Raw genomic sequence first — 20,695 nt, forward strand, 5'->3', positions numbered from 1 at the left:
GACGGGGCGTTTGCGGGATTCAGCGCGCGAGCATTTCTTCCACCAGCCGGGGATTGCGGGCCGGAGCCATGGTGGCGGCCAGATAGACAGCCCGCAGGGCGTCGTAGGCCGCGTCCAGGTCGTCGTTGACCACCAGGGCGTCGTACCAGCGGGCCTCGAGAATCTCCCGGCGGGCGTTGTTCAGGCGGCGTTCAATAGTGGCCTCGTCGTCCAGGCCGCGTCCGCGCAGGCGGCGTTCCAGTTCCGCCATGCTCGGCGGCAGGATGAAGACAAAGACGGCCTCGTCGAGCGTCAGCTTGAGCTGGGCCGCGCCCTGCACGTCAATGTCGAAAAGTACGTCCTGGCCCTGGCGCAGCATGTCCTTCACCGGTTCCAGAGGCGTACCGTAGAAATTGCCGTGCACCTCGGCCCATTCCGCGAAATAGTTCCGCGCCCGGCGGCTTTCAAAATCCTCCCGGCTCAGAAAAAGATAATCCTTGCCGTGCGCTTCCCCCTGGCGCGGCTGACGCGTGGTGCAGGATACCGAGTAGCCGAAATGAGGAAATTCCGCCAGAAGCCGCTTGATCAAGGTGGTTTTGCCCGCTCCGGACGGAGCGCTCAGAACCAGGGCAATGCCTTCACGCCGCATCAGGCCCCTTCCTCCTGCGTAAAACGCTGGCTGATGGTTTCGGGCTGGATGGATGAGAGGATCACATGGTTGGAATCCGTCACCAGAATGGAGCGCGTCTTGCGCCCCTGGGTGGCGTCAATGAGCCGCCCCTCGGCCCGCGCGTCCTCGCGCAGGCGCTTCATGGGCGACGAGGACGGGCTGACAATGCCCACCACCCGTCCGGCCAGCACGTAATTGCCGAAACCTATGTTAATGAGTCTGTCGCCGGGCATGGGATCATTCCAGGTTCTGGACCTGCTCGCGGCATTTTTCCAGTTCGTTTTTGAAATCCACCACCAGGCGGGAAAGTTGCACGTCCGGCAGCTTGTTGCCGCAGGTGTTGATCTCGCGGAAGCATTCCTGCAGGGTGAAATCCAACCTCCGCCCGGCGTCGCCGCCGCTTTGCAGCAGATTGCCCAGGCGTTCCAGATGGGTGTTCAGGCGGGTCAGCTCCTCGCTGACGTCCAGACGGTCGGCCAGAATGACCACTTCCTGAAGCAGGCGGGTTTCCTCCAGCTCCTGTCCGCTCTGGGCCAGAACCTCGCCCAGGCGCTCACGCAGCGTATTGGCCCGCTCCTCCTTGATGGCCGGGGCCCGTTCGGCGATAAGGCCGGTCCATTCCTGCATGCGCAGAATGCGGGAGTGCATGTCTGTGGCCAGGGCCCGGCCTTCGGTGGCGCGGGCTTCATTCCAGTCCTCCAGGGCCAGGGCCAGACCTTCCTCCAGCAGGGCGACGACGTTTTCATCCAGCTCTTCGCCGGTGTCGCCCCACAGAGAGGAAATCTGCAGCAGGGCGTTGTAGTCGGGCGCGAAGTCCTCACCGCGCGAGGCGGCCAGGGCGTGCAGGCTCTCCAGCATGGCCGCGGCCTGCAGGCTGTCGAAGCGCGGGCTGGGCGCGGAACCGGCCGCGTATTGCAGAATCAGGCTGATGTCCACCCGGCCGCGCGAGGCAAAGCGCCGGACCACTTTTTCCAGGCGCGGCTCCAGACTGCGCACGGCCACGGGTAAACGCCACTTGAGATCCAGGTGGCGGCCATTGACGCTTTTAACCTCCCATTGCTGGGTGAGGTTGGCGTTTTCCACCAGACAGCGTCCGAATCCGGTCATACTGCGAAGCATGGCTTCTCCTGCTACAAAAGATATTCGGGAAGTGTAGAGCAAGGGCCGGGGGAATGCAAGAAAGGCCCCCGCGTGTGCGAGGGCCTTTGTACGAAGCAATCTCACGGATTGTGGTCAGCTGCCTCAGGAAAAACCGCCGCTGCCGCCGCAGCCGCCCGCTCCGGCGGACGCGCCGCAGGAGGGCATGCCCCCGCCCATGGGGCGCACCGGGCCGGGTTTGAAGGGAAAAGCCCCGGTTTTCAGGGGGCTCGGAACGCTCATTTGGCGCTCGGTGGCATGGGAGCCGCACTTGGGGCAGGCAGGCGACGCGCCGTCTCCGGCGACCAGTTCCTCGAATTTTTCTCCGCAGGCTGTGCAGAGAAAGTCGTACATGGGCATGAGAAGCCTCCAGCAGCAGGAATTTCCGCCCGTGGACCCCCGCGGAGGGGGCTTGCCGACGGGCTTTGCCTGCATATATAAGAATGCGTATCGGCAAGGCAAGGGCGGCATATTCCTTCCGTTGCCGCGAACCCGTCAACCGGGCCCCGGTGGGGCCATGCGGGGCGGCCCCTGCCGGGGCATGCCCAAGGAGTAAAGACAATGAAAAAGATTCTGTTGCTGGCCGGAGATTTTGTGGAAGATTACGAGGTTATGGTGCCCTTTCAGATGCTTCAGATGGTAGGCTATGAAGTGCACGCCGTCTGCCCCGGCAAAAAGCCCGGCGACACGGTGAAGACCGCTATCCATGACTTTGAGGGCGACCAGACCTACACTGAAAAGCGCGGCCACAACTTCGTCATCAACTACGACTTCGACAAGGTCAACACCGCCGACTACGCGGGCCTGGTGGTGCCCGGCGGCCGCGCGCCGGAATACCTGCGCCTGAACCCCAGGCTGCTGGAAATCGTGCGCGAATTCAACGCGGCTGAAAAACCCATCGCGGCGGTCTGCCACGGCCCGCAGATCCTGGTTTCCGCCGGAATTCTGAAAAACTGCACCTGCACTGCGTACCCGGCGGTCAAGCCGGATGTGGTGGATGCCGGAGCCACCTGGGCCGACACCAACGAAACCTTCACCAACGCGGTGGTGGACGGCAATTTGGTCACGGCTCCGGCCTGGCCCGCGCATCCGGCCTGGATCGCGGCCTTCATCAAGTTGCTGGGCGGCAAGATCAGCGTGTAGGCACGCAACGCGTATTGTCATGAAAAGGGGACCACACGGTCCCCTTTTCATGATTGTTCTGCTTCTAGTGTCTGATTATAAAAATTTCGAATTAGGTATGCTCTCAAATTTCTCTGACTTACGGCGGCTATGCCGCCCCTAATGTGAAAAATCAGACATCAGTTCCACCAGCAGGCCTTTTTCCGTGGCCCGCACGGGCCGCGCGGCCAGCAGGCCGGAGAGGACCTCGGGACTGACCGTTCCGTTTGCCGGAGCCCGGAAAAAGCAGGGGGCGTAAAACTCGTTGACGCCCTTGCACAGGCCGCTGAGGCCGTCGGTTTCCGGCATTCCGACATCCGCTCCCGCCGTGGCGTGTTTCAGAATGTCGGCGGCCACCAACATGCGCGGCAGGGCGAGCTGGTCGCGCAGAAAGTCCTGGTGGCGACGCGCCACGGCCGCGCGCACCTCGGCCGCGCGTCGGAGTTTGAGGGCCTGGGGCAAATGCCCGGCAAAGGCCTCCGCCGCCGTGCCAGGCCTCCGTGAGTAGGGGAAGACGTGAGCGTAGCTCAAGGGCAGGCGCTGGACCAGTTCCAGCAACAGTCTCAAATCCTCGTCTGTTTCGCCGGGAAAACCCACCAGAATGTCCGCGCCCAGACCCATGCGCGGCCAGTGGGCCGCCAGGGCGGCCACGCCTTCTTCCAGCATGCCCGCCGTGTAGTGGCCGCGCCCCATGCGTTTGAGCACCGCCGGACTGGCGTGCTGGAGCGAGATGTGCAGATGCGGGCAGAGCATGCGGCAGGCCGTCAGGGTTTCCAGGCCGCGCCGGTCCAACTGCGAAGGTTCCAGGGAGCTGATCCGCAAGCGGGCCCGGTCCGCGAATTCCGGGGCCAGATGTCCGTCCAGAAAGCGCAGCAGATCCCAGAAATCCCCGTAATCCGGCACGTCGCGGCCGTACTGGCGCAGATTGACGCCGGAAAGCATGAGTTCGGCGTGCCCGGCGCGCAGCAGACGGCGGGCTTCATCCAGAACCTCTTGCGGGGCGCGGCTGCGCGGCCTGCCGCGTGTGAGCGGCACGATGCAGTAGGTGCAGCGGTGCGCGCAACCGTCCTGCACTTTGAGGACGGGCCGGGCGCGCCGGAAACTGCTGATCCGGAAGGGAGGGAAATTTGCCGGCGCTTCAGCCCGGATGCTCTCCGCCGCCGGAAGGCCGGGCGCGTTCCCCTCCGGCCAGGGGCCGCGCAGCAGGCGGCTCTTGTCCTCTTGCGGCACCAGCAGGTCCGGTTCGGCCCAGGCCGCGCCGGGCCGGGGGCGGAACTCCGTGAACAGGCGGGCCGCGCAGCCGGTAAGGATCAGGCGTGCCGCCGGGGCTTCGCGCCGCAGGCGGAAGACCGCATTGCGCGCGTCGCGTTCGCCTTTGGCGGTGATGGCGCAACTGTTGACGCAGAGCACATCGGCCTCGCCCGGCACGTCGCACTCCTCGCCGCCCAGCTTTTGCCAGGCTTCGCGCAGGGATTGGCTTTCGTACTGATTGACCTTGCAGCCGAAGGTCGCAATGAAAAATTTCCAGGCAGGCATGGCCGCTGATGTACGCAAAAGCGCCCGCCTTGACAAGCGCGGGCGGGCCGGGTCAGGCTGGCGCATGCGCTGTTTCTTCCTTTTTTGTTGCTGTCTGTTCTGCTGCGCGCCGCGCGCCGCCTGGGGCGGGCCGCCGGTTCAGGAGGCATCCGCCGAGGATGCGGTCAATCTCTATTGTCTGCGCCTGGCCTACCCGGTTGTGCGCGCCTTGGAGCCTGACGGCGACGGCGGGCAATGGCTGGTGCTGGCCGACGGCCGCCGCGTGCTGTACAGCCGGGCGCGGGGTGAGGGCGAGGGCCGGGAATTTCCGGCGGACCCATGGGATGTGGACGTGCGCGCCAGCATGGCCGATCTCTACCCGCTGGAACCGGAACGCCCGGCCACGCCGGAAGGCGTGGCGCCGGGACGGCGGCGCTCCTATGCTCTGCTGGCGGCTTTATATGGCTCAGACGCCCGACAGGTGGGCAAGGGGCTGCGCACGGCGCATGTGCTGGGGCAGCCTGTCCGTCTGGCGGCAACCGCGGCGCGAGCCCTGCAAAAGGTGGAGCCGCGTCTGGCCGAGTCCGTGCGCGAACAACCGGAACTGCGTGCCCTGCTCAAGCCGGACGGCGGCTTTCTGTGGCGGCGCGTGGCCGGGGAACAGCGTCTGAGCCCGCATGCCTACGGCGTGGCTCTGGATCTGAGCGCCCGGCGCGCGCCTTACTGGCGCTGGAGCCGCCTGCGGCCGCATCCCATGCAGCAGAGTTACCCTTCGGCCATTGTGGCCGCTTTTGAAGCGGAGGGTTTCATCTGGGGCGGCAAATGGCACGAGTATGACCTCATGCATTTTGAATACCGCCCGGAACTGATCTGCAAGGCGCGCATTCTGCGGGGCCTTGAGAAAATGAACGCCGCCGATGCAACAACCGGCGGCGCAATGATGAAAGAGGGAATACGCCCCTGAGGGGCAGCGTCTAGAACCGTTCCCGCATGAAATGCGTCAACTGCCCTATTTGCCGGTGGCCGCGGCTTCGTCCACCACCCAGATCAGATCGCCGATGCCGGGACGCACCATCTGGGCGGGCAGGGTGGGTTCGGCCAGCAGGTTGAGGGCGCGGGAGAGCACGTCGTGCTTTTCCGCGCCGGTGACCAGAAACATGCAGCAACGGGCATTGTTGATGACCGGCAGGGTCAGGGTCAGGCGGTCGGCCTTGCGCTCGGGCACGTACTGGTCGATGACCAGGCGCTTCTTTTCAGCCAGGGCCGGAGAATTGGGGAAGATGGAGCCGGTGTGCCCGTCCTCGCCCATGCCCAGAAGCATGAAGTCAAAACGCGGCAGTTCCTGCGGACCGAGATTGAAGTCATGGCGGATCTGCTGTTCATACTTGACGGCGGCCTCCACCGGGTCCGCTTCGCCGCGCATGCGGAAAAAGTGCGTGGCCGGCACCTGGCCGAGCAGTTCGCGCCGGGCCAGGCCGTAATTGCTTTCGGGATGTTCCGGGCCCACGCAACGCTCGTCCACCCAGAAAAAGGTCATTTTGTCCCAAGGCAGGCGGTCGGCCCAGTCGCTGGCGACCAGCAGGCGGAAGAGGGGGATGGGGGTCTGGCCGCCGGAAAGGGCGATCTTGAACACGCCGCGCTCGGCCACGGCCTCTTCGCAGGCCGCCGCCAGAATGTGGGCGGCTCGCTCGGCCATGGCGGCGGGGTCTTTGTGAATATGCACGGAAAGATGGATGGAACGGCTGCGGCCCTGCATGTGCGGCTCCTTGCGTAAATGAGGCCGGTCTTGCACCGGCGAATACTTTTAGGCTCTGATCCGGTGAACTATGGCACAGATGCCCTGGAGAGAAAAGTCATATTTTTTCACTTTGCCGGGTAAGCTGCTGAAATATTCCCCTATTCCACTTCCAGGCAAGCGTTTTGAACTTTTTTATCCGGAAGTGGAAAGCGCGACCGGATGGCGACAGCGGAGACAGGCGTCAGCGTAATTTATTTGCGCTGTTGCATGCCGATGCGGGCGTCTCCAACACGTTGAGATTGTACAATCTCAACGTTAATCCACTCTGGTTGGATGGAATCAGTTCTGAAAGATGGGAGAGAGACAGAAGCCCAGGAAGTGATGGTGCCCCGGCTTGTTGCAGGCCTTCAGGATGTCGGGCACATCGACGATATGCAGCACTTCGGCATTGCTCAGCCCCAGTGTGCGCCAGGACGCCGTGCAGGTCAACGGCCCGGCGGCCAGCAGACTCCGGCCCTGCGGACTCTGTCCGTCCAGCTCAATGCTCCAGCGTTGGTCGAAATCCTCGCCCGGCGCGACGGGCCGGGCCGCGTTGAGAAAGCGGCGCAACAGCTTCGTGCCGTCCGGGCCGCTGAAGGTGGCGTCCAGATCCAGATTGTTCACTGAAACGTCGCCCGTATTGCGGGCCAGCACATGCGCCACCAGGACCAGGGTTTTGCCGTCTGAAAGCAGGCCCGCGCTGGCCGTGCAGGATTGCAGGGGCAGGATGCCGTCCATGCGTTTGTTGGTGGCGGCGTTTTTACGGATCAGCACATCGTGGCGGGCGGTCAGGCGCGCCTGCAGCGCGTCGCGGAACTGCCTGGTCAACTCGTCGGCGTTGACCAGATCGCGGACGATCCAGCCGTCCGGGCCTTTTTCCATGCTCAAGACCAGGGGAAAGGTCTGGTTCAGCAGGGGATGGCGGATGCTGGAAGAAAGCAGAACCGTGCCGTTTTCAGCAGGGCGCATGCCGAGATTGGCGATGAACTGGGTCAGAAAATCGGGCGGCAGCAAGGTCAGCGGCTGTTGGAGCAGTTTTTCGGGGTTTTCCTCTTTCTCCACGTGGCCCTTGGCTGGTTCCTCCTTGCTCAGAAATTTTTTGAGCAGGCCGGTCTGAATAATGTCTTTCAGGCTGCGGATCTGGTCCGGCCCCTGTTTGAAAAAGGCAAAGTTCCGCGCCACGGCCGCGGCCAAATGTCCGGAGAGGGTGTTGAAGTCCACGCGCAGAGCCAGTTCTTCCGGCTTGGGCGGCGAGAGGGCCGCTTGCAGACGGACAAAGGCGTACTCGCTGCTCTGGCGATACTGGTAATAGCGCCAGCCGTAAAAGCCGCCCGCCGCCAGGGCCGCTACCAGCAGGGCCACGGTCAGGGCCAGGACGTGTTCGCGCGCCAGCGCGGCCAGGGTCGAGAGCAGGGGCAGTTTCATGCGCTTTTCCCGCGTTTTTTGAGGGGAGAGATCAGTGTCGCGTCAGCGACACATGCCGCAAACCCGCAAGGGTTTGCGCGCCGCCGCAGGCGGCGTAAGCACAGCAAAAACCATGTTTTTTGCTGTGCGATCTTCACGCCGAACCGACAGGTGAGGCGTGACATCTCACTAGATTTTTCTGACCGCATTCCAGTACCGGCTCGGGGCGGCGCAGACGTCCCCGCCCCAGACGCAGGGGCAGCGGCGTCACCGGTTTGAGCGGCACCAGATCCAGACGGATGGCGCCCCAGGCGCCCACGGGCAGGCCGCGCAGCCAGGCATTGCAGGGCGCGGCGGCGCATTGTCTGTTCCAGGTGCGGATCGGACCGGCCAGAGTGCTCAGGCCGGTCAGGCGACCGGCCTTGAACGCCTTGAGCAGCCGCCAGATTCCCCACCAGCAGTAGGCCGGTTCGGGCCAGACTGTTTTGTGGCCGCTCAGGCGTCGGCAGAGCCAGGGCAGGGACGCGGCATTCCAGAAGGTGACGGTAAGGCCCCGCGCCGCCACCCGCAAGGCCTCGCGCGCGCTGGCCGCGAGGCCGTCGCCGTCGGCGGCCGTCACATGCAGAACGACCCAGTCAAAGGCATTGTCCTCAAAGGGAAGATGGTCATCCGCAGCCGCTTCCACTTCGGTTCCGGCGGGGGCATTGGCCGCGGCCCGCGTCCGCAGGGCGGGCGTCAGCTCCGTGCCGGTCACGTCAAAGCCGCATTCCCAGAGCAGGGACAGGAACAGGCCTTCGCCGCAGTTGACTTCCAAAAGGCTTTTGCCCCGCCTCGGCCACGCCGCCAGGCATTGTTGCAGCAGGCGCATTTGCAGGCTCAGGGCAAAACGCCCCGCCCGGCTTTCAGACCATTCTTTTTCCATCTGCGTGACCTTTTCCCGTTTTCAGCCGGAAGCGAACATAACTCACTATTTTGCAAAGACCGGAAAATGGCAAGGGGGATGTACGCCGGTTCCCGTATGCTTTCAGGGAGATTATCCGTTCTTTCCGCTGCGCAGCGTGATTTCCGTGATTTCCGAGGGCACGAACAGGCGCAGGGGAAAGCCCGTCCACAGGCCGCTGCCGGGGCTCACATACAGCAAAGTGCGTCCCGCATGATAGGTTCCCGCGAGAAAGCCGTCGTTGAACCAGCCGACAATTTGGTTGACCCCGAATAACTGCCCGCCGTGGGTATGGCCGGAAAGCTGAAGATCCACGTTTTCCTGAGCGCTCTGCTCCACCAGGCGGGGCCGGTGGGCCAGCATGATGCGCGCGGCGTTTCGGGGCGCGCCTTCCAGGGCCCGCCGCATGTCCGGGCCGGGGAGGCCGAAGGCCGGGGCGGCCTGGTCGGTGACGCCCGCCAGCACCAACTTTTGGCCCCGAGTTTCCAGAACCACATGGGCATTCTCCAGGGGCCTGATGCCCTGCTCGCGGCTTTTCGTCATCCAGCCTTGGTAGCCCCAGTAATATTCATGATTGCCCGTACAGGAAAACACGCCCAGCGGCGCGCGCAAGTCCGCCAGCGGTGCGAGATCACCGCTTCGCCAGGCGGGCGGGCCGTCGGCCAGATCGCCGGTGATCACGATCAGATCCGGCTTGAGCGCGTTGGTTTTGTCCACCACGGCTTGGACCCAGTCCCGTGGAAATCCGGAACTGATGTGCGGATCCGAAAGCTGGACGATACGAAGGCCGTTCAGGGTTTGCGGCAGCCGGGGCAGGGTCAGGCTGAGCTTGTGGATGTCCGGCACGCGCAATGCCTGCCAGACGGCCACGGCGCTCAGAAGCAGGGAAAGCGCCAGCAGAGCCGAGGCCCATTCACCGTTGGAAAACGGCAGCGTCGGCACATGCGGCAGAGCTTTGCGCGCCATCCACAGGGCCAGCAGCAGGGCGTCGCGCAATGCGCAGAGGATGATCAGCAGGATCAGCGAGCCGTGCAGCACGCCCGTGGCGGCCGTCAGCCAGCGCGGCAGCTCCGGCATCATGGTGCCGAAGGCCATGCGGAAAAAGTAGAGCTTCAGCGCGACAAGCACCACCAGCAGGCTGAGAACGAGCTTGAGCCAGAGCGGCAGGCGCAGCGGCAGAATCAGGCGGACAATGACGTAAAGCGAGAGGCTGGTGGCGAGGATATGCAGCATGGGAAAGAAGCGGGCATGAGGGAAGAGGTGAGGGCCGCGTCGGCGTAAATGTATCCGATTTCAACGCGAAGCCGCGCTGGCACGGAGCGGGCGGAAAAGCGCAACGGCTCTTCCGCCCGCTGGAAAACCGGGTTTGAGGTCAGTCGGCTGGGCGGAATTTACGCCACGGCGATGGCTTCAATTTCCACCTGCACGCCCAGAGGCAGGGCGCTGACTTCCACGCAGGAACGGGCCGGGCAGGGAGCCTTGAAGTGTTGCTTGTAGACTTCGTTGACCAGCGGGAATTTGCTGATGTCGGTGAGGAAGACCGTGGTTTTGACCACATTGTCCAGGCTGAGGCCCTGGGATTCCAGGACGGCGGCCAGATTTTTGCAGGCTCGCGCGGCCTGTTCCTCAATGCCGCCTTCCACCAGCTTGCCCGTGGCCGGATCAAGAGGCACCTGGCCGGAAAGGAAAAGCATGTCCCCCGCGCGAATGGCCTGGCTGTAGGGGCCAACGGCGGCGGGCGCTTTATCGGTGCTGACGACTTCCTTTTTCATGACCTTCTCCTTTACTGATACATGGGTAAGAGTTTGAAGACAAAAAGCGTATGACAGACGGCCACAAGAATGCCGTACAACAGCAGCAGAGGCACAAGCAGCGCGCCGCCCGGCGCGGCATAGCCGTGCGCGGCGAACCGTCGTCTCCCGGCCCTCAGGAGCAGGGCGGGCACGATTACGGACCAGATGGAGGCCGCCAGCCCGGCCCAGCCGATGGCCGGCAAAAAGCCGTCCGGCCAGATCAGGCCGCAGAGCATGGGCGGCGCAAAGGTGATCAACAGGGTTTTGGTGCGTCCCAGGCGGCTGTCGTCAAAATTGCACAGATCCGCCATGTAGTCAAAAAGGCCCAGGCCCGCGCCCAGAAAGGACGTGGCCACGGCCAACAGGGAAAAGGCTTCCAGCAGGCGCAGGACGACGCTGTTCAGATTGTTCCCGGCGGCGGCCACCAGATCGCCCACATTGCCCCCGGCGGCGATGACGGCCTTGAAGTGCTCGCGGGGGATGTTGCCGTCCGCCGCCACGATCCAGGAAAGATAGCAGACCAGGGCGATGAGCGTGCCGTAACGCAGGCAGGCGTTGATGGTGCGGGGTTCCTTGCCCAGGTATTTGACCAGGCTCGGCACAGAGGCGTGGAAACAGAACGAGGTCAGATAGGTGGACACAGCTCCCCAGATGAAGATGGCCCGGCCGCCGCCGCCCTTGGCGTCCAGCAGGGTGTCCAGGCGGATATGGCCGATCATGCCGCTGATGGAGAGCAGAAAGGACAGGGCCATGCCGCCCATGAGCAGCACGGAAAGGCGGTCCACCATCTTGGAGCTCCACCAGACGCAGACTGTGAGCAACAGGGCGAAGAGCAGGCTGGAGAGCAGGCGGGGCGGCGTGCTGCCCAGTATGGGCGCGAGGCTCTGCTGGACCACGGAACCGCCGCCGCTGACGTAGGCGTATACCAGGGTGTAGAGCACAAAAGCCACGGCCAGGCCGTTGAGCGTGCTCCAGAACGGGCCCAGCAGCTCACGCACCAGGGTGTGGAAGCTGTCTCCGGGTTCAAAATGCAGATTGACTTCCAGAATGGCCTGGCTGGAGCGGAACATGCAGAACCAGGAGACCAGCAGCAGGCCCACGGACCAGTAAAACCACATGCCCGCCGAAATCATGGGCAGGGCCAGCATGCCCGCGCCGATGGCCGTACCGGCCACAATCATGGTGCCGCCCAGAATGGGGAGGAAGCGGCTGTTCATGCCTGCTCCTTTGTTGTTGCCGCGCCGAGCGGGCGGGTGTGAAAATAGTTGGAAAGCAGCGCCCCGGAAATGTTCTGCCAGACGCTGAACAGGGCTCCGGCAATGGCCGAGGTCGGTGAAAAATGCGTCAGGGCCAGCGCCGTGGCCAGACCTGAATTCTGTGTGCCCACTTCCAGGCAGAGGGCCCGGCCGCGGCTTTCGCCTAGGTTCCAGGCGCGGGCCAGGATGTAGCCCAGGGCCAGGCCCAGCAGATTATGAACAATAACCACCAGAAACACGGAGGCTTCGGCGTGCAGGATGCGCTCCGCGTTGACGGCGATGATCCCGGCCACCACCAGGGTGATGACCAGGGACGAGAGCAGGGGCAGGAAGGGCAGAGCCTTTTGCGTCAGGGGGCGGCAGAAACGGTGGGCGGTCAGGCCCAGCAGCACCGGCAGCAAAACGATATTGACGATGGAAAGAAACAGTCCCCACACATCCACCGGCACCCAGACGCCGCCCAGCAGCCAGGTCAGCAGCGGCATGAGGCCCAGAGACAGGAAGGTGGCTACGGCGGTGAGCGCCACGGAATAGGGCACGTCGCCGCGGGCGATGAAGGTCAGTACATTGGAGGCCGTGCCGCCCGGCGCGGCGCCCACCAGAATGACGCCCATGGCCAGATCCGGCGGCAAGCGGAAGAGGCGGCAGAGCAGAAAGGCCAGCAGAGGCATGCAGCCGAACTGGGCCGCGAGACCCAGAACAATGTCGCGCGGCCGTAGAAAAACATGGCTGAAATCTTCCCAGCGCAAGGTCATGCCCATGCCGAACATGATCACCCCCAGCAGCGGGGCCACATGTGGGGCCACCCAGGCGAACAGTCCGGGCCTCCAGAGGGCCAGGGCCGAGCAGGCGATGATGATGGCGCCCATGAAACGGGTGACAAGGGCGCTGAACCTGTGTGCGAGGCGCGGCAAAAGAGCCCTCCGGCTGCTTGGGGAAAGGGGGGAGAACGCGCAAAAAAACGTGCTCCGCATACTGGCAGAGAGCGCGAATGATGGCAAGAGCGGGCGGGAAAAAGGCCGTCGGGTCCGGCAAAATTGCCGTCCTCGCGCGGGTTTTCCGGCGCGGGCGATACGGCCCGGCGGCATCGAGCCGCCCATGTCCGGGCGGTCGGCTTGAAAATCGTTCTGGTCCCGGCTATCATGATTCTTTACATCCGGGCCAGACGGACGCGCCGTAAGCTATTACCCGCCCGCGCGCCGTGGTCCCAGACTCTGAGGAGCCTATGAGCAACGAACCGGACAAGATTATTTATTCCATGATCCGCGTGTCCAAGCGCCACGGCCAGAAGGAAGTGCTGAAAGACATTTCGCTTTCCTATTTTTACGGGGCCAAGATCGGCGTGCTGGGCCTCAACGGCGCGGGCAAGTCCAGCCTGTTGAAAATTCTGGCCGGTGTGGACCAGGCCTTTGACGGCAAAACCGTGCTGGCCCCCGGCTATACCATCGGTTATCTGGAGCAGGAGCCCCTGGCCGGTGAAACGCGCACTGTGCGCGAAGTGGTGGAGGAGGGCGTCAGCGACCTCGCGGCCATCGCCAGGGAGTTTGAGGAAATCAACGCCAAATTCGCCGAGCCCATGGAGCCGGAGGAGATGGACGCCCTCATCGCCAGGCAGGCCGAAGTGCAGGAGCAGATGGACGCCAAGGGCGTCTGGGATCTGGAATCCCGCCTGGAAATGGCCATGGACGCCCTGCGCTGCCCGCCGGGCGACATGCCGGTGGAGCAGATTTCCGGCGGCGAACGCCGCCGCGTGGCCCTTTGCCGCCTGCTGCTCCAGAATCCCGACATTCTGCTCCTGGACGAACCCACCAACCACCTGGACGCCGAGTCCGTGGCCTGGCTGGAGCGCTATTTGTCCACCTTCCCGGGCACGGTCATCGCCGTGACCCACGACCGTTATTTTCTGGACAATGTGGCGGGCTGGATTCTGGAACTGGACCGGGGCCGGGGCATCCCCTGGAAGGGCAATTATTCCTCCTGGCTGGAGCAGAAGCAGAAACGTCTGGCCGGTGAGGAAAAGACCGAGGCCGAGCGCCAGAAAACCCTGTCCCGCGAGTTGGAGTGGATCCGCATGTCGCCCAAGGGCCGTCATGCCAAGGGCAAGGCCAGAATCAACGCCTACGAGGCCATGCTTTCGCATGAGAGCGAAAAGCGCGCCCCTGATCTGGAAATCTACATTCCGCCGGGACCGCGCCTGGGCAAGAGCGTCATCGAGCTCAAGGACGTGAGCAAGAGCATGGGCGACCGGCTGCTCATGGACAAAGCCGAGGCCCTGATTCCGGCGGGCGCCATTGTGGGCATCATCGGCCCCAACGGCGCGGGCAAGACCACCTTGTTCAAGATGCTGGTGGGGCAGGAGAAGCCGGATTCCGGCAGCCTGAGCGTGGGCGAAACCGTGGAGTTCGCCTATGTGGACCAGGGGCGTGAATCGCTTACGCCCGGCAAGACCGTCTATGAGCTGATCAGCGACGGGCAGGAGACCATCCGGCTCGGCGGGCGCGAAGTCAACGCGCGGGCCTATTGCACACGCTTCAATTTTCACGGCGCTGATCAACAGAAAAAGGTGGACATGCTCTCCGGCGGCGAACGCAATCGCCTGCATCTGGCCCGCATGCTCAAGTCCGGGGCCAATGTGCTGCTGCTGGACGAACCCACCAACGACATTGACGTGAACACCATGCGCGCCCTGGAAGACGCCCTGGACAACTTCGCGGGCTGCGTGCTGGTTATCAGCCATGACCGCTGGTTTCTGGACCGTGTGGCGACCCACATCATGGCCTTTGAAGGCGATTCCAGCGTAGCTTTTTTTGAAGGCAATTTCACGGAGTATGAGGAAGACCGCAAAAAGCGCCTGGGCAAGGATGCCGAGACGCCGCATCGACTCAAATTCCGCAAACTGACACGATGACGGCCCGTTCGGCGTCTGGCTGTAAAAGGCCGGGCGCGGCGGCGGAAGCCGTGGAGGATCAATGTATACGACTATGACAATGGTATGGCGGCGGCCCGGCATTTTGTCCCGGGGCCTGCTGTCAGGCCTTCTTTTGGGCCAGCTGTTTTGCCTGTTCCTTGCCGGGCAGGCCGCGGCCGCCGAAAACGCCCCGGAGGTTCAAAACGCCCCGGCCGCGTTGGCCAATCCGGTTTCAGCCCTGCTGTCGCCCGGCGGCGGACTGCTTGACGTGGAGGAAAACGCGCCGGTCACGACCAAAGACGGCGTGAGCGTGCTGCAGTTTGTGATTCCCGGCGACGCGGAGAACCTGCAACTGGCCGTGCCCGGCCAGAGCGTGGCCCGCTGGAGCGCCGCGCCGCAGCCCCTGGAACAGGACGGCGGCCTGGCCCGGCTGCGCGAGGATCTGTTGACCAAACGCGCCCGCCTGGCCGGGCAGCTGACCGCCGTGAGCGCGCGACTGGCGCTCTGGCAGGCCAAGCCGGAAACCATCACCCTGCAGGAGCTGGAACAGCGCGAAAGAAAAATGCAGGATGTGATTCCCGCCTTGGGCCGGGAACAGGCGGATCTGGAACGCCGCCTGAAGCTCTTGCAGCAGGAACTGGAACGTCTGCCCGCCAGCCCGGAGCTGGGGCAGCGGATCAGCGTCACCCTGCAAAAGGCCGTATCCGGCGTGGAGAAACTGCCCGTCCGCTACAGCTATACCTTGAGCAATTGCGGCTGGCAGCCGATCTATAATTTCAATGCCCAGCCGGAAAAGGGCGACGGCGATATCATCGACGTGCGGCTCATGGCCGAGGTCTGGCAGTTCACGGGCATGGACTGGCATAATACCAAGCTGACCCTGGCGACGCGCGGCAACGGCCCGCGCGAGCCCGCCCCCCTGCCGCGCTGGGTGGTGGATTCCTCCCCCAAGCCGGAGCCCAAGCCCGTGCCCATGGTTATGATGGCCCCGCGCAAAGCCGCTACCATGGATCTGGCCGCTGAAGACGGTCCCGCGCAGGCCAACGCGCCGGTGGACCTGGACGCCAGCGGCGTGTATGCCACCTGGACCTTGGCCGCGCGTGGCCTGCCCGAAGGCCGTTCGCGCCTGTTGATCACCGCCGACGCCTGGAAGGCCCCCCTGCAATGGCTGGCCCGGCCCAGCGTGGGCGACAGCCGCGTCTGGCTGATGGCTAAATATGTTCTGCCGCCGCAGCAGGCCTGGCCGGAAGGTCAGGCGGAATACAGCGTGGACGGCCAGAGCGTGGGCCAGGGCCTGTTCCGCCCGCGCGGCGGCGAGGCCACCCTTTTCTTCGGCGCGGACCCGCGCGTCAGCGTAACCACCACGGCGGACAGCAGAAAGCGCGGCGAAAGCGGCTTTATCGACAAAAGCAAGAACTGGACCTGGGCCTGGACCTACACTCTGACCAACAGCCACTCCAAGGCCCTGACCGTGCGTCTGGAGCGTCCGGCTCCCATGATCGTGGACCAGAGCGTCAGTGTGAGCTATGACGATACCCCGCCCTCCCAGAAGGACGAGAAGAAGCATATGCTCTTCTGGGAAGTGAAGGTGCCCGCCGACGGCAAGGCCAGCGTGCATCACAGCGTGACCATTTCGTCGCCGACCAAGCTGCCGTTGTTGCCTGACGCCCCTTAGGGGGTTGTGCCTGAATGCGGCAGCGTTTCAAAGGCAATCTGCATTTAGAGCATTTCAACTTTGAAATGCTCCAACGCCGAACACGGTGAGGCGCGCCGCAACGCGGCGTGGATTCCGGAAAAAACCGCGTTTTTTGCCGGAATGATTCCTTTGAAACGTATAGCGTTTCAAAGGCAATCTGCTTAGACCGATCAGCTTTCTCATTCTGTTTCCCGACGCGCGTCGTCCCTTGTGGGCGACGCGCGTTTTGCGTTTTCAATAGTGCCGGATCTTTTCCTTCGTCTCCCCCGTGACGCTTCCAACCGCCTTACATTTTGTAATCCAGACTTCATCGGAGGTTACAAAATGTAAGATTTTTCCACGCCGGAGAAATTATATCTATTTGAAATACAACATAAATTATGTTTGGTACAAGCCTTGCTCAGAGTGGAGACGCGCCGGGCCGACGCCGGGCGCGATCACTGACGTAAGGAGGAATCATGTTTGTCATCTGTTTAGCGCTGGGGCTGACCGTCTTCGCCGGTATGGCCCTGCTGACCCTGGCCTGTGCCAAATTGTAAGAAGAAAATGGAGAGCATCATGTTGTATGTTTCGGGGCTGGCATTGCTGTTCTGCATTGCCTATCTCGTCTGGGTCATTCTGAATACGGAAAAACTGTAGGAGAAGGCGGCCATGCTGTATGTGTTTCTGCTGGTGGCGCTCTGCGTCGTCGTGTCCTGGCCCATCGGCAAGATGGCGACCTGGGCCATGAGCGATCCGGTTTCGGATCGCGGCTTCCGGCGTGCCGTCGAAAACCTGTTTGTGAAGTGCGGCGGCAATGTTGTCAGAGGGCAACAGAATTGGAAGCAGTATGCTTTGTCGATGTTGCTGTTCAACGCCTTGATTTTTACGTTCATTTACCTGGTGTTGGGCACGCAGCAGTGGTTGCCGCTCAATCCCGACGGCAAGGGCGCTCTGGAGGGCAGCCTGATCTTCAACACCACGGCTTCCTTCACCTCCAACACCAATTTGCAGCACTATTCCGGCGAACAGGCGCTCAGTTATATCGGACAGTTCGCCCTGATGTTTCTGCAATACCTGACTCCGGCCACGGGTTTGGCCTGCTTGGCGGCCCTGGCGCGCGGCCTGTCCGGCAAGGTGCTGATGGGCAATTTTTACGCCGACGTGATGCGGGCCACCTTTCTGGTGCTGCTGCCCCTCTGCCTGGTCACGGCCGGCATGCTGGTGCTGGGCGGCGTGATCATGACGTTTGACGGCTCCGTGGTCGCCCAGACCCTGGAGGGGGCCAAGCAGATTATTGCCCGTGGCCCGGTAGCGGCTTTTGTGACGATTAAGCAACTGGGCACCAACGGCGGCGGCTTTTTCGGGCCAAACTCCACGCATCCTTTTGAAAACGCGAGCTTTTTCACAAACTTCATCGAGACCATGTCCATCATCGTCATCCCCATGGCCTGTGTCTGGATGTTCGGGCGGCTTACGGGCCGCATGAAGCATGCGGCCGTGATTTTCGCGGTGATGCTGAGCCTGCTCTGCGTCAAGCTGGGTTGCGCCGTATATTTTGAAAGCGTGCCGTCCGCCGCCTTCCATGGCCTGGATATTGAGAACAGCTCCAATCTGGAAGGCAAGGAACTGCGTTACGGCACCAGCGGGGGACCGGCCTGGAGCATCATCACCACGGCCACCAGCAACGGTTCGGTCAACGCCATGCACGACAGCCTGAACCCGCTGGCCGGGCTCATGCCCATGATCGGCATGTGGCTCAACGTGGTCTTCGGCGGCGTGGGCGTGGGCTTCATCAATATGTTCCTTTACATCATCGTAGGCGTGTTCATCAGCGGCATGATGGTGGGGCGCACGCCGGAATACTTGGGCCGCAAAGTGGAAACACGCGAGATGAAGCTGGCTCTGCTGGCTATTCTGGCCCATCCCTTCTTCATCCTGGGCGGCACAGCCCTGTTCGCGGCCACGTCCTGGGGCGCGGATACCGTGGCCAACGCGGGCTTCCACGGTTTTTCCGAAATTCTGTACGAATTCACCTCCTCGGCAGCCAATAACGGCTCCGGCTTCGAGGGCCTGGGCGACAACACCGTGCCCTGGAATATCGCCACCGGCCTGGTCATGCTGCTGGCCCGCTATATTCCGATCATTCTGCCCCTGGCCATGGTCGGCTCCCTGGCGGCCAAGACGCCCGCGCCCGAAACCGCGGGCACGCTGCGCACCGACACGCTGCTCTTCGGCGGCGTGCTGCTGGGATGCGTGCTCATCGTGGGCGCGCTGCTCTTCATGCCCGTGGCCGTGCTGGGGCCCATCGCCGATCATTTGTCCGTCATGCGTTAGGCGCTGAGAATAGCTACTGTGGAGAAAGACATAATGGATACCGCAATGAATTATCAGACAGCGCAGGCCAAACTGTCCCGCCGCGCCGGACGCAAGGCTTCTCTTTTTGAGGCCGGTCTGGTGCGCACGGCGCTCGGACGGGCCTTTGCAATGCTCAATCCCGCGGCCATGATCCGAAATCCGGTGATGTTCGTCACGGAAATCGGAGCGGCCCTGACCACCCTGACCCTGATTCTGGACGTAACCGGGCAGGGGCCAGCCTTGCTGCCGGTGCCCTATACCCTGGCCGTGGCCTTCGTTCTGTGGCTCACCGTGCTTTTCGCCAATTTCGCCGAAGCCCTGGCCGAGGCCAGAGGCCGGGCCCAGGCCGACAGCCTCAAACTCACCCGCGCCCGTACCCTGGCCCGGAAACTGGAAGGCGAAAAGCTGGTGGAAGTCTATTCCGACCAGTTGCGCCAGGGCGACCTGGTCAAAGTGGAAGCCGGGGAAGTCATTCCCGTGGACGGCGAAGTGGTGGAAGGCGCGGCCAGCGTGGACGAGTCGGCCATAACCGGCGAATCCGCGCCCGTGGTACGCGAGGCGGGCGGCGACCGTTCCGGCGTCACCGGCGGTACGCGGGTGCTTTCGGACGTCATCCTGATCCGGGTCACGGCCCTGCCCGGCCAGTCCTTCCTGGACAGGATGATCGCCCTGGTGGAAGGCGCGGCGCGTCAGAAGACGCCCAATGAGCTGGCGCTCACCGTGGTGCTGGCCGGTCTGAGCCTGGCATTCGTACTGGTGACCGGCGCGCTCTGGCCCATGGCCCGCTATTTCAATGTCGAGCTGCCCATTCCGTGGCTGATCTCGCTACTGGTCTGCCTGATCCCCACCACCATCGGCGCGCTGCTGGCGGCCATCGGTTTGGCGGGCATGGACCGGGCCCTGGCGGCCAATGTGCTTGCCAAGAGCGGCAAGGCCGTGGAGCTGGCCGGGGACATCGACACTCTGCTGCTGGACAAGACCGGCACCATCACCATGGGCGACCGCCAGGCGTCGGAATTCTTTCCCCTGCCGGGCGTAAAACCCCTGGAACTGGCCCGTGCGGCCATGTACGCCTCTTTCGGCGACCAGACCCCGGAGGGGAAGTCCATTGTTGAACTGGGCGGAAAGATGCTGGCCGACGAGGCTCCGCAGGAAGCGGATGCGACGGCGGGGGCCAGGGTCATTCCCTTTACGGCCCAGACCCGTCTGAGCGGCCTGGAACTGCCCGACGGCAACCTGTACCGCAAGGGCGCGCCCGATGCCATCGAACGGCTGTTGACCAAGGAAGGCAAGGCTCTGCCGGACGGCCTCTCCAGTCTGGTGGCGACCGTGGCCCGCAGCGGCGCGACGCCGCTGGTGGTGCTGCACAACAGCAAACTGCTGGGCGTGGTCGCGCTGGCAGACGTGCTCAAACCGGGCATATACGGTCGCTTCGCCCGGTTGCGGGCCATGGGCATCCGCGTCGTCATGGTCACGGGCGATAATCCGCTCACGGCTGAGGCCATTGCCATGGAAGCCGGCGTGGACGACTTCATCGCTGAAGCCAAGCCCGAGGACAAGCTTAACTACATCAGGAGGGAACAGGCCCAAGGTCGGCTTATCGCCATGATGGGCGACGGCACCAATGATGCCCCGGCCCTGGCCCAGGCGGATATCGGGGTGGCCATGAATTCCGGCACCCAGGCCGCCAGGGAAGCCGGCAACATGGTGGATCTGGACAGCGACCCCACAAAGCTTATTGAAATCATTGAAATCGGCAAACAGCTGATCATGACCCGAGGCGCGCTGACCACCTTCTCCATCGCCAACGACGTGGCCAAGTATTTCGCCATCATTCCGGCCATGTTCATGCTGGCCATTCCGCAGCTTTCGGCTCTGAACATCATGGGGCTGGCCTCGCCGCAAAGCGCGGTGCTTTCGGCCCTGATCTTCAACGCCATCATTATTCCGCTGCTCATTCCCATCGCCATCAAGGGCGTGAAGTACCGCCCCAAGAGCGCGGAGAGCCTGCTGCGGCACAACCTGCTGGTCTACGGGCTGGGCGGCATTCTGGTGCCTTTCGCGGGTATCAAGCTTATTGACATGCTGCTGGCCGGTCTGGGCCTGGCCTGATGTCCGACAA

Annotated in this window: 19 protein-coding genes; 6 read left to right on the plus strand and 13 right to left on the minus strand. The window is 63.3% G+C overall.

What is annotated here, in order from left to right; all coding sequences use genetic code 11:
• Nucleotides 1-19 precede the first annotated feature (19 nt).
• From gmk to AXF13_RS03965, 4 genes are all read right to left on the minus strand, one after another.
• Nucleotides 20-628, minus strand: coding sequence for a guanylate kinase (gmk, locus tag AXF13_RS03950; RefSeq protein ID WP_062251725.1), 609 nt, complete (start codon nt 626-628; stop codon nt 20-22).
• Entirely contained in the window at nt 628-882 is a 255-nt protein-coding gene (locus AXF13_RS03955; protein ID WP_008684688.1) for a DUF370 domain-containing protein, read from the minus strand. The genes gmk and AXF13_RS03955 overlap by 1 nt, the downstream gene beginning before the upstream one ends.
• 4 nt (nt 883-886) lie before the next feature.
• A complete protein-coding gene (locus tag AXF13_RS03960) occupies nt 887-1,768 on the minus strand; it encodes a YicC/YloC family endoribonuclease (protein ID WP_062251726.1) in 882 nt (293 codons plus the stop codon).
• Between the two features lie 123 nt (nt 1,769-1,891).
• Nucleotides 1,892-2,146, minus strand: coding sequence for an FmdB family zinc ribbon protein (locus AXF13_RS03965; RefSeq protein ID WP_062251727.1), 255 nt, complete (start codon nt 2,144-2,146; stop codon nt 1,892-1,894).
• Nucleotides 2,147-2,347: 201 nt separating this feature from the next.
• On the opposite strand from AXF13_RS03965, the gene AXF13_RS03970 reads away from it, so the two are divergent.
• Nucleotides 2,348-2,929 carry a DJ-1/PfpI family protein gene (locus AXF13_RS03970; RefSeq protein WP_008684680.1) on the plus strand — a complete coding sequence of 194 codons (582 nt, stop codon included), beginning with the start codon at nt 2,348-2,350 and terminating at the stop codon, nt 2,927-2,929.
• A gap of 138 nt (nt 2,930-3,067) precedes the next feature.
• On the opposite strand, the gene AXF13_RS03975 is transcribed toward AXF13_RS03970, so the two are convergent.
• Entirely contained in the window at nt 3,068-4,483 is a 1,416-nt protein-coding gene (locus tag AXF13_RS03975) for a MiaB/RimO family radical SAM methylthiotransferase (protein WP_062251728.1), read from the minus strand.
• Here AXF13_RS03975 and AXF13_RS03980 point away from each other — a divergent pair.
• The gene (locus AXF13_RS03980; RefSeq protein WP_223299969.1) at nt 4,461-5,426 is read left to right on the plus strand and encodes a M15 family metallopeptidase; all 966 of its coding nucleotides are present in this window, start codon (nt 4,461-4,463) and stop codon (nt 5,424-5,426) included. The genes AXF13_RS03975 and AXF13_RS03980 overlap by 23 nt on opposite strands.
• 45 nt (nt 5,427-5,471) lie before the next feature.
• Here AXF13_RS03980 and pgl read toward each other — a convergent pair whose 3' ends face one another.
• The 7 genes from pgl to AXF13_RS04015 form a co-directional block, all read right to left on the minus strand.
• The gene (gene pgl / locus AXF13_RS03985) at nt 5,472-6,218 is read right to left on the minus strand and encodes a 6-phosphogluconolactonase (protein WP_008684675.1); all 747 of its coding nucleotides are present in this window, start codon (nt 6,216-6,218) and stop codon (nt 5,472-5,474) included.
• A 321-nt stretch (nt 6,219-6,539) separates the two neighbouring features.
• Nucleotides 6,540-7,664 carry a hypothetical protein gene (locus AXF13_RS03990; RefSeq protein ID WP_062251729.1) on the minus strand — a complete coding sequence of 375 codons (1,125 nt, stop codon included), beginning with the start codon at nt 7,662-7,664 and terminating at the stop codon, nt 6,540-6,542.
• Between the two features lie 133 nt (nt 7,665-7,797).
• On the minus strand, nt 7,798-8,565 hold the full coding sequence (locus tag AXF13_RS03995; protein WP_062251730.1) for a class I SAM-dependent methyltransferase: 768 nt from the start codon (nt 8,563-8,565) through the stop codon (nt 7,798-7,800).
• A 111-nt stretch (nt 8,566-8,676) separates the two neighbouring features.
• Nucleotides 8,677-9,816, minus strand: a complete 1,140-nt coding sequence (locus AXF13_RS04000) for a metallophosphoesterase (protein ID WP_062251731.1) — start codon at nt 9,814-9,816, stop codon at nt 8,677-8,679.
• Between the two features lie 158 nt (nt 9,817-9,974).
• Complete coding sequence (locus AXF13_RS04005) at nt 9,975-10,355, minus strand: RidA family protein (RefSeq protein WP_009301813.1); 381 nt, start codon at nt 10,353-10,355, stop codon at nt 9,975-9,977.
• A gap of 11 nt (nt 10,356-10,366) precedes the next feature.
• The gene (locus tag AXF13_RS04010) at nt 10,367-11,593 is read right to left on the minus strand and encodes an aromatic amino acid transporter (RefSeq protein ID WP_008684664.1); all 1,227 of its coding nucleotides are present in this window, start codon (nt 11,591-11,593) and stop codon (nt 10,367-10,369) included.
• On the minus strand, nt 11,590-12,546 hold the full coding sequence (locus AXF13_RS04015; protein ID WP_062251732.1) for a bile acid:sodium symporter family protein: 957 nt from the start codon (nt 12,544-12,546) through the stop codon (nt 11,590-11,592). Before AXF13_RS04015 ends, AXF13_RS04010 begins: the two co-directional genes overlap by 4 nt.
• Before the next feature lie 311 nt (nt 12,547-12,857).
• Here AXF13_RS04015 and ettA point away from each other — a divergent pair, with 311 nt between their 5' ends.
• Nucleotides 12,858-14,540, plus strand: a complete 1,683-nt coding sequence (ettA, locus tag AXF13_RS04020) for an energy-dependent translational throttle protein EttA (protein ID WP_062251733.1) — start codon at nt 12,858-12,860, stop codon at nt 14,538-14,540.
• A gap of 61 nt (nt 14,541-14,601) precedes the next feature.
• Nucleotides 14,602-16,215, plus strand: coding sequence for a DUF4139 domain-containing protein (locus AXF13_RS04025; RefSeq protein ID WP_062251734.1), 1,614 nt, complete (start codon nt 14,602-14,604; stop codon nt 16,213-16,215).
• Nucleotides 16,216-16,709: 494 nt separating this feature from the next.
• Here the strand turns inward: AXF13_RS04025 and AXF13_RS17365 are convergent, their stop codons facing one another.
• A complete protein-coding gene (locus AXF13_RS17365) occupies nt 16,710-16,832 on the minus strand; it encodes a hypothetical protein (protein WP_257721766.1) in 123 nt (40 codons plus the stop codon).
• 55 nt (nt 16,833-16,887) lie between these two features.
• On the opposite strand from AXF13_RS17365, the gene kdpA reads away from it, so the two are divergent.
• Complete coding sequence (gene kdpA / locus AXF13_RS04030; RefSeq protein ID WP_062251735.1) at nt 16,888-18,552, plus strand: potassium-transporting ATPase subunit KdpA; 1,665 nt, start codon at nt 16,888-16,890, stop codon at nt 18,550-18,552.
• 33 nt (nt 18,553-18,585) lie between these two features.
• Nucleotides 18,586-20,685, plus strand: coding sequence for a potassium-transporting ATPase subunit KdpB (kdpB, locus tag AXF13_RS04035; protein ID WP_062251736.1), 2,100 nt, complete (start codon nt 18,586-18,588; stop codon nt 20,683-20,685).
• Nucleotides 20,686-20,695 lie beyond the last annotated feature (10 nt).

This window comes from Desulfovibrio fairfieldensis (genome assembly GCF_001553605.1).
In the GTDB taxonomy this organism is placed as follows: domain Bacteria; phylum Desulfobacterota; class Desulfovibrionia; order Desulfovibrionales; family Desulfovibrionaceae; genus Desulfovibrio; species Desulfovibrio fairfieldensis.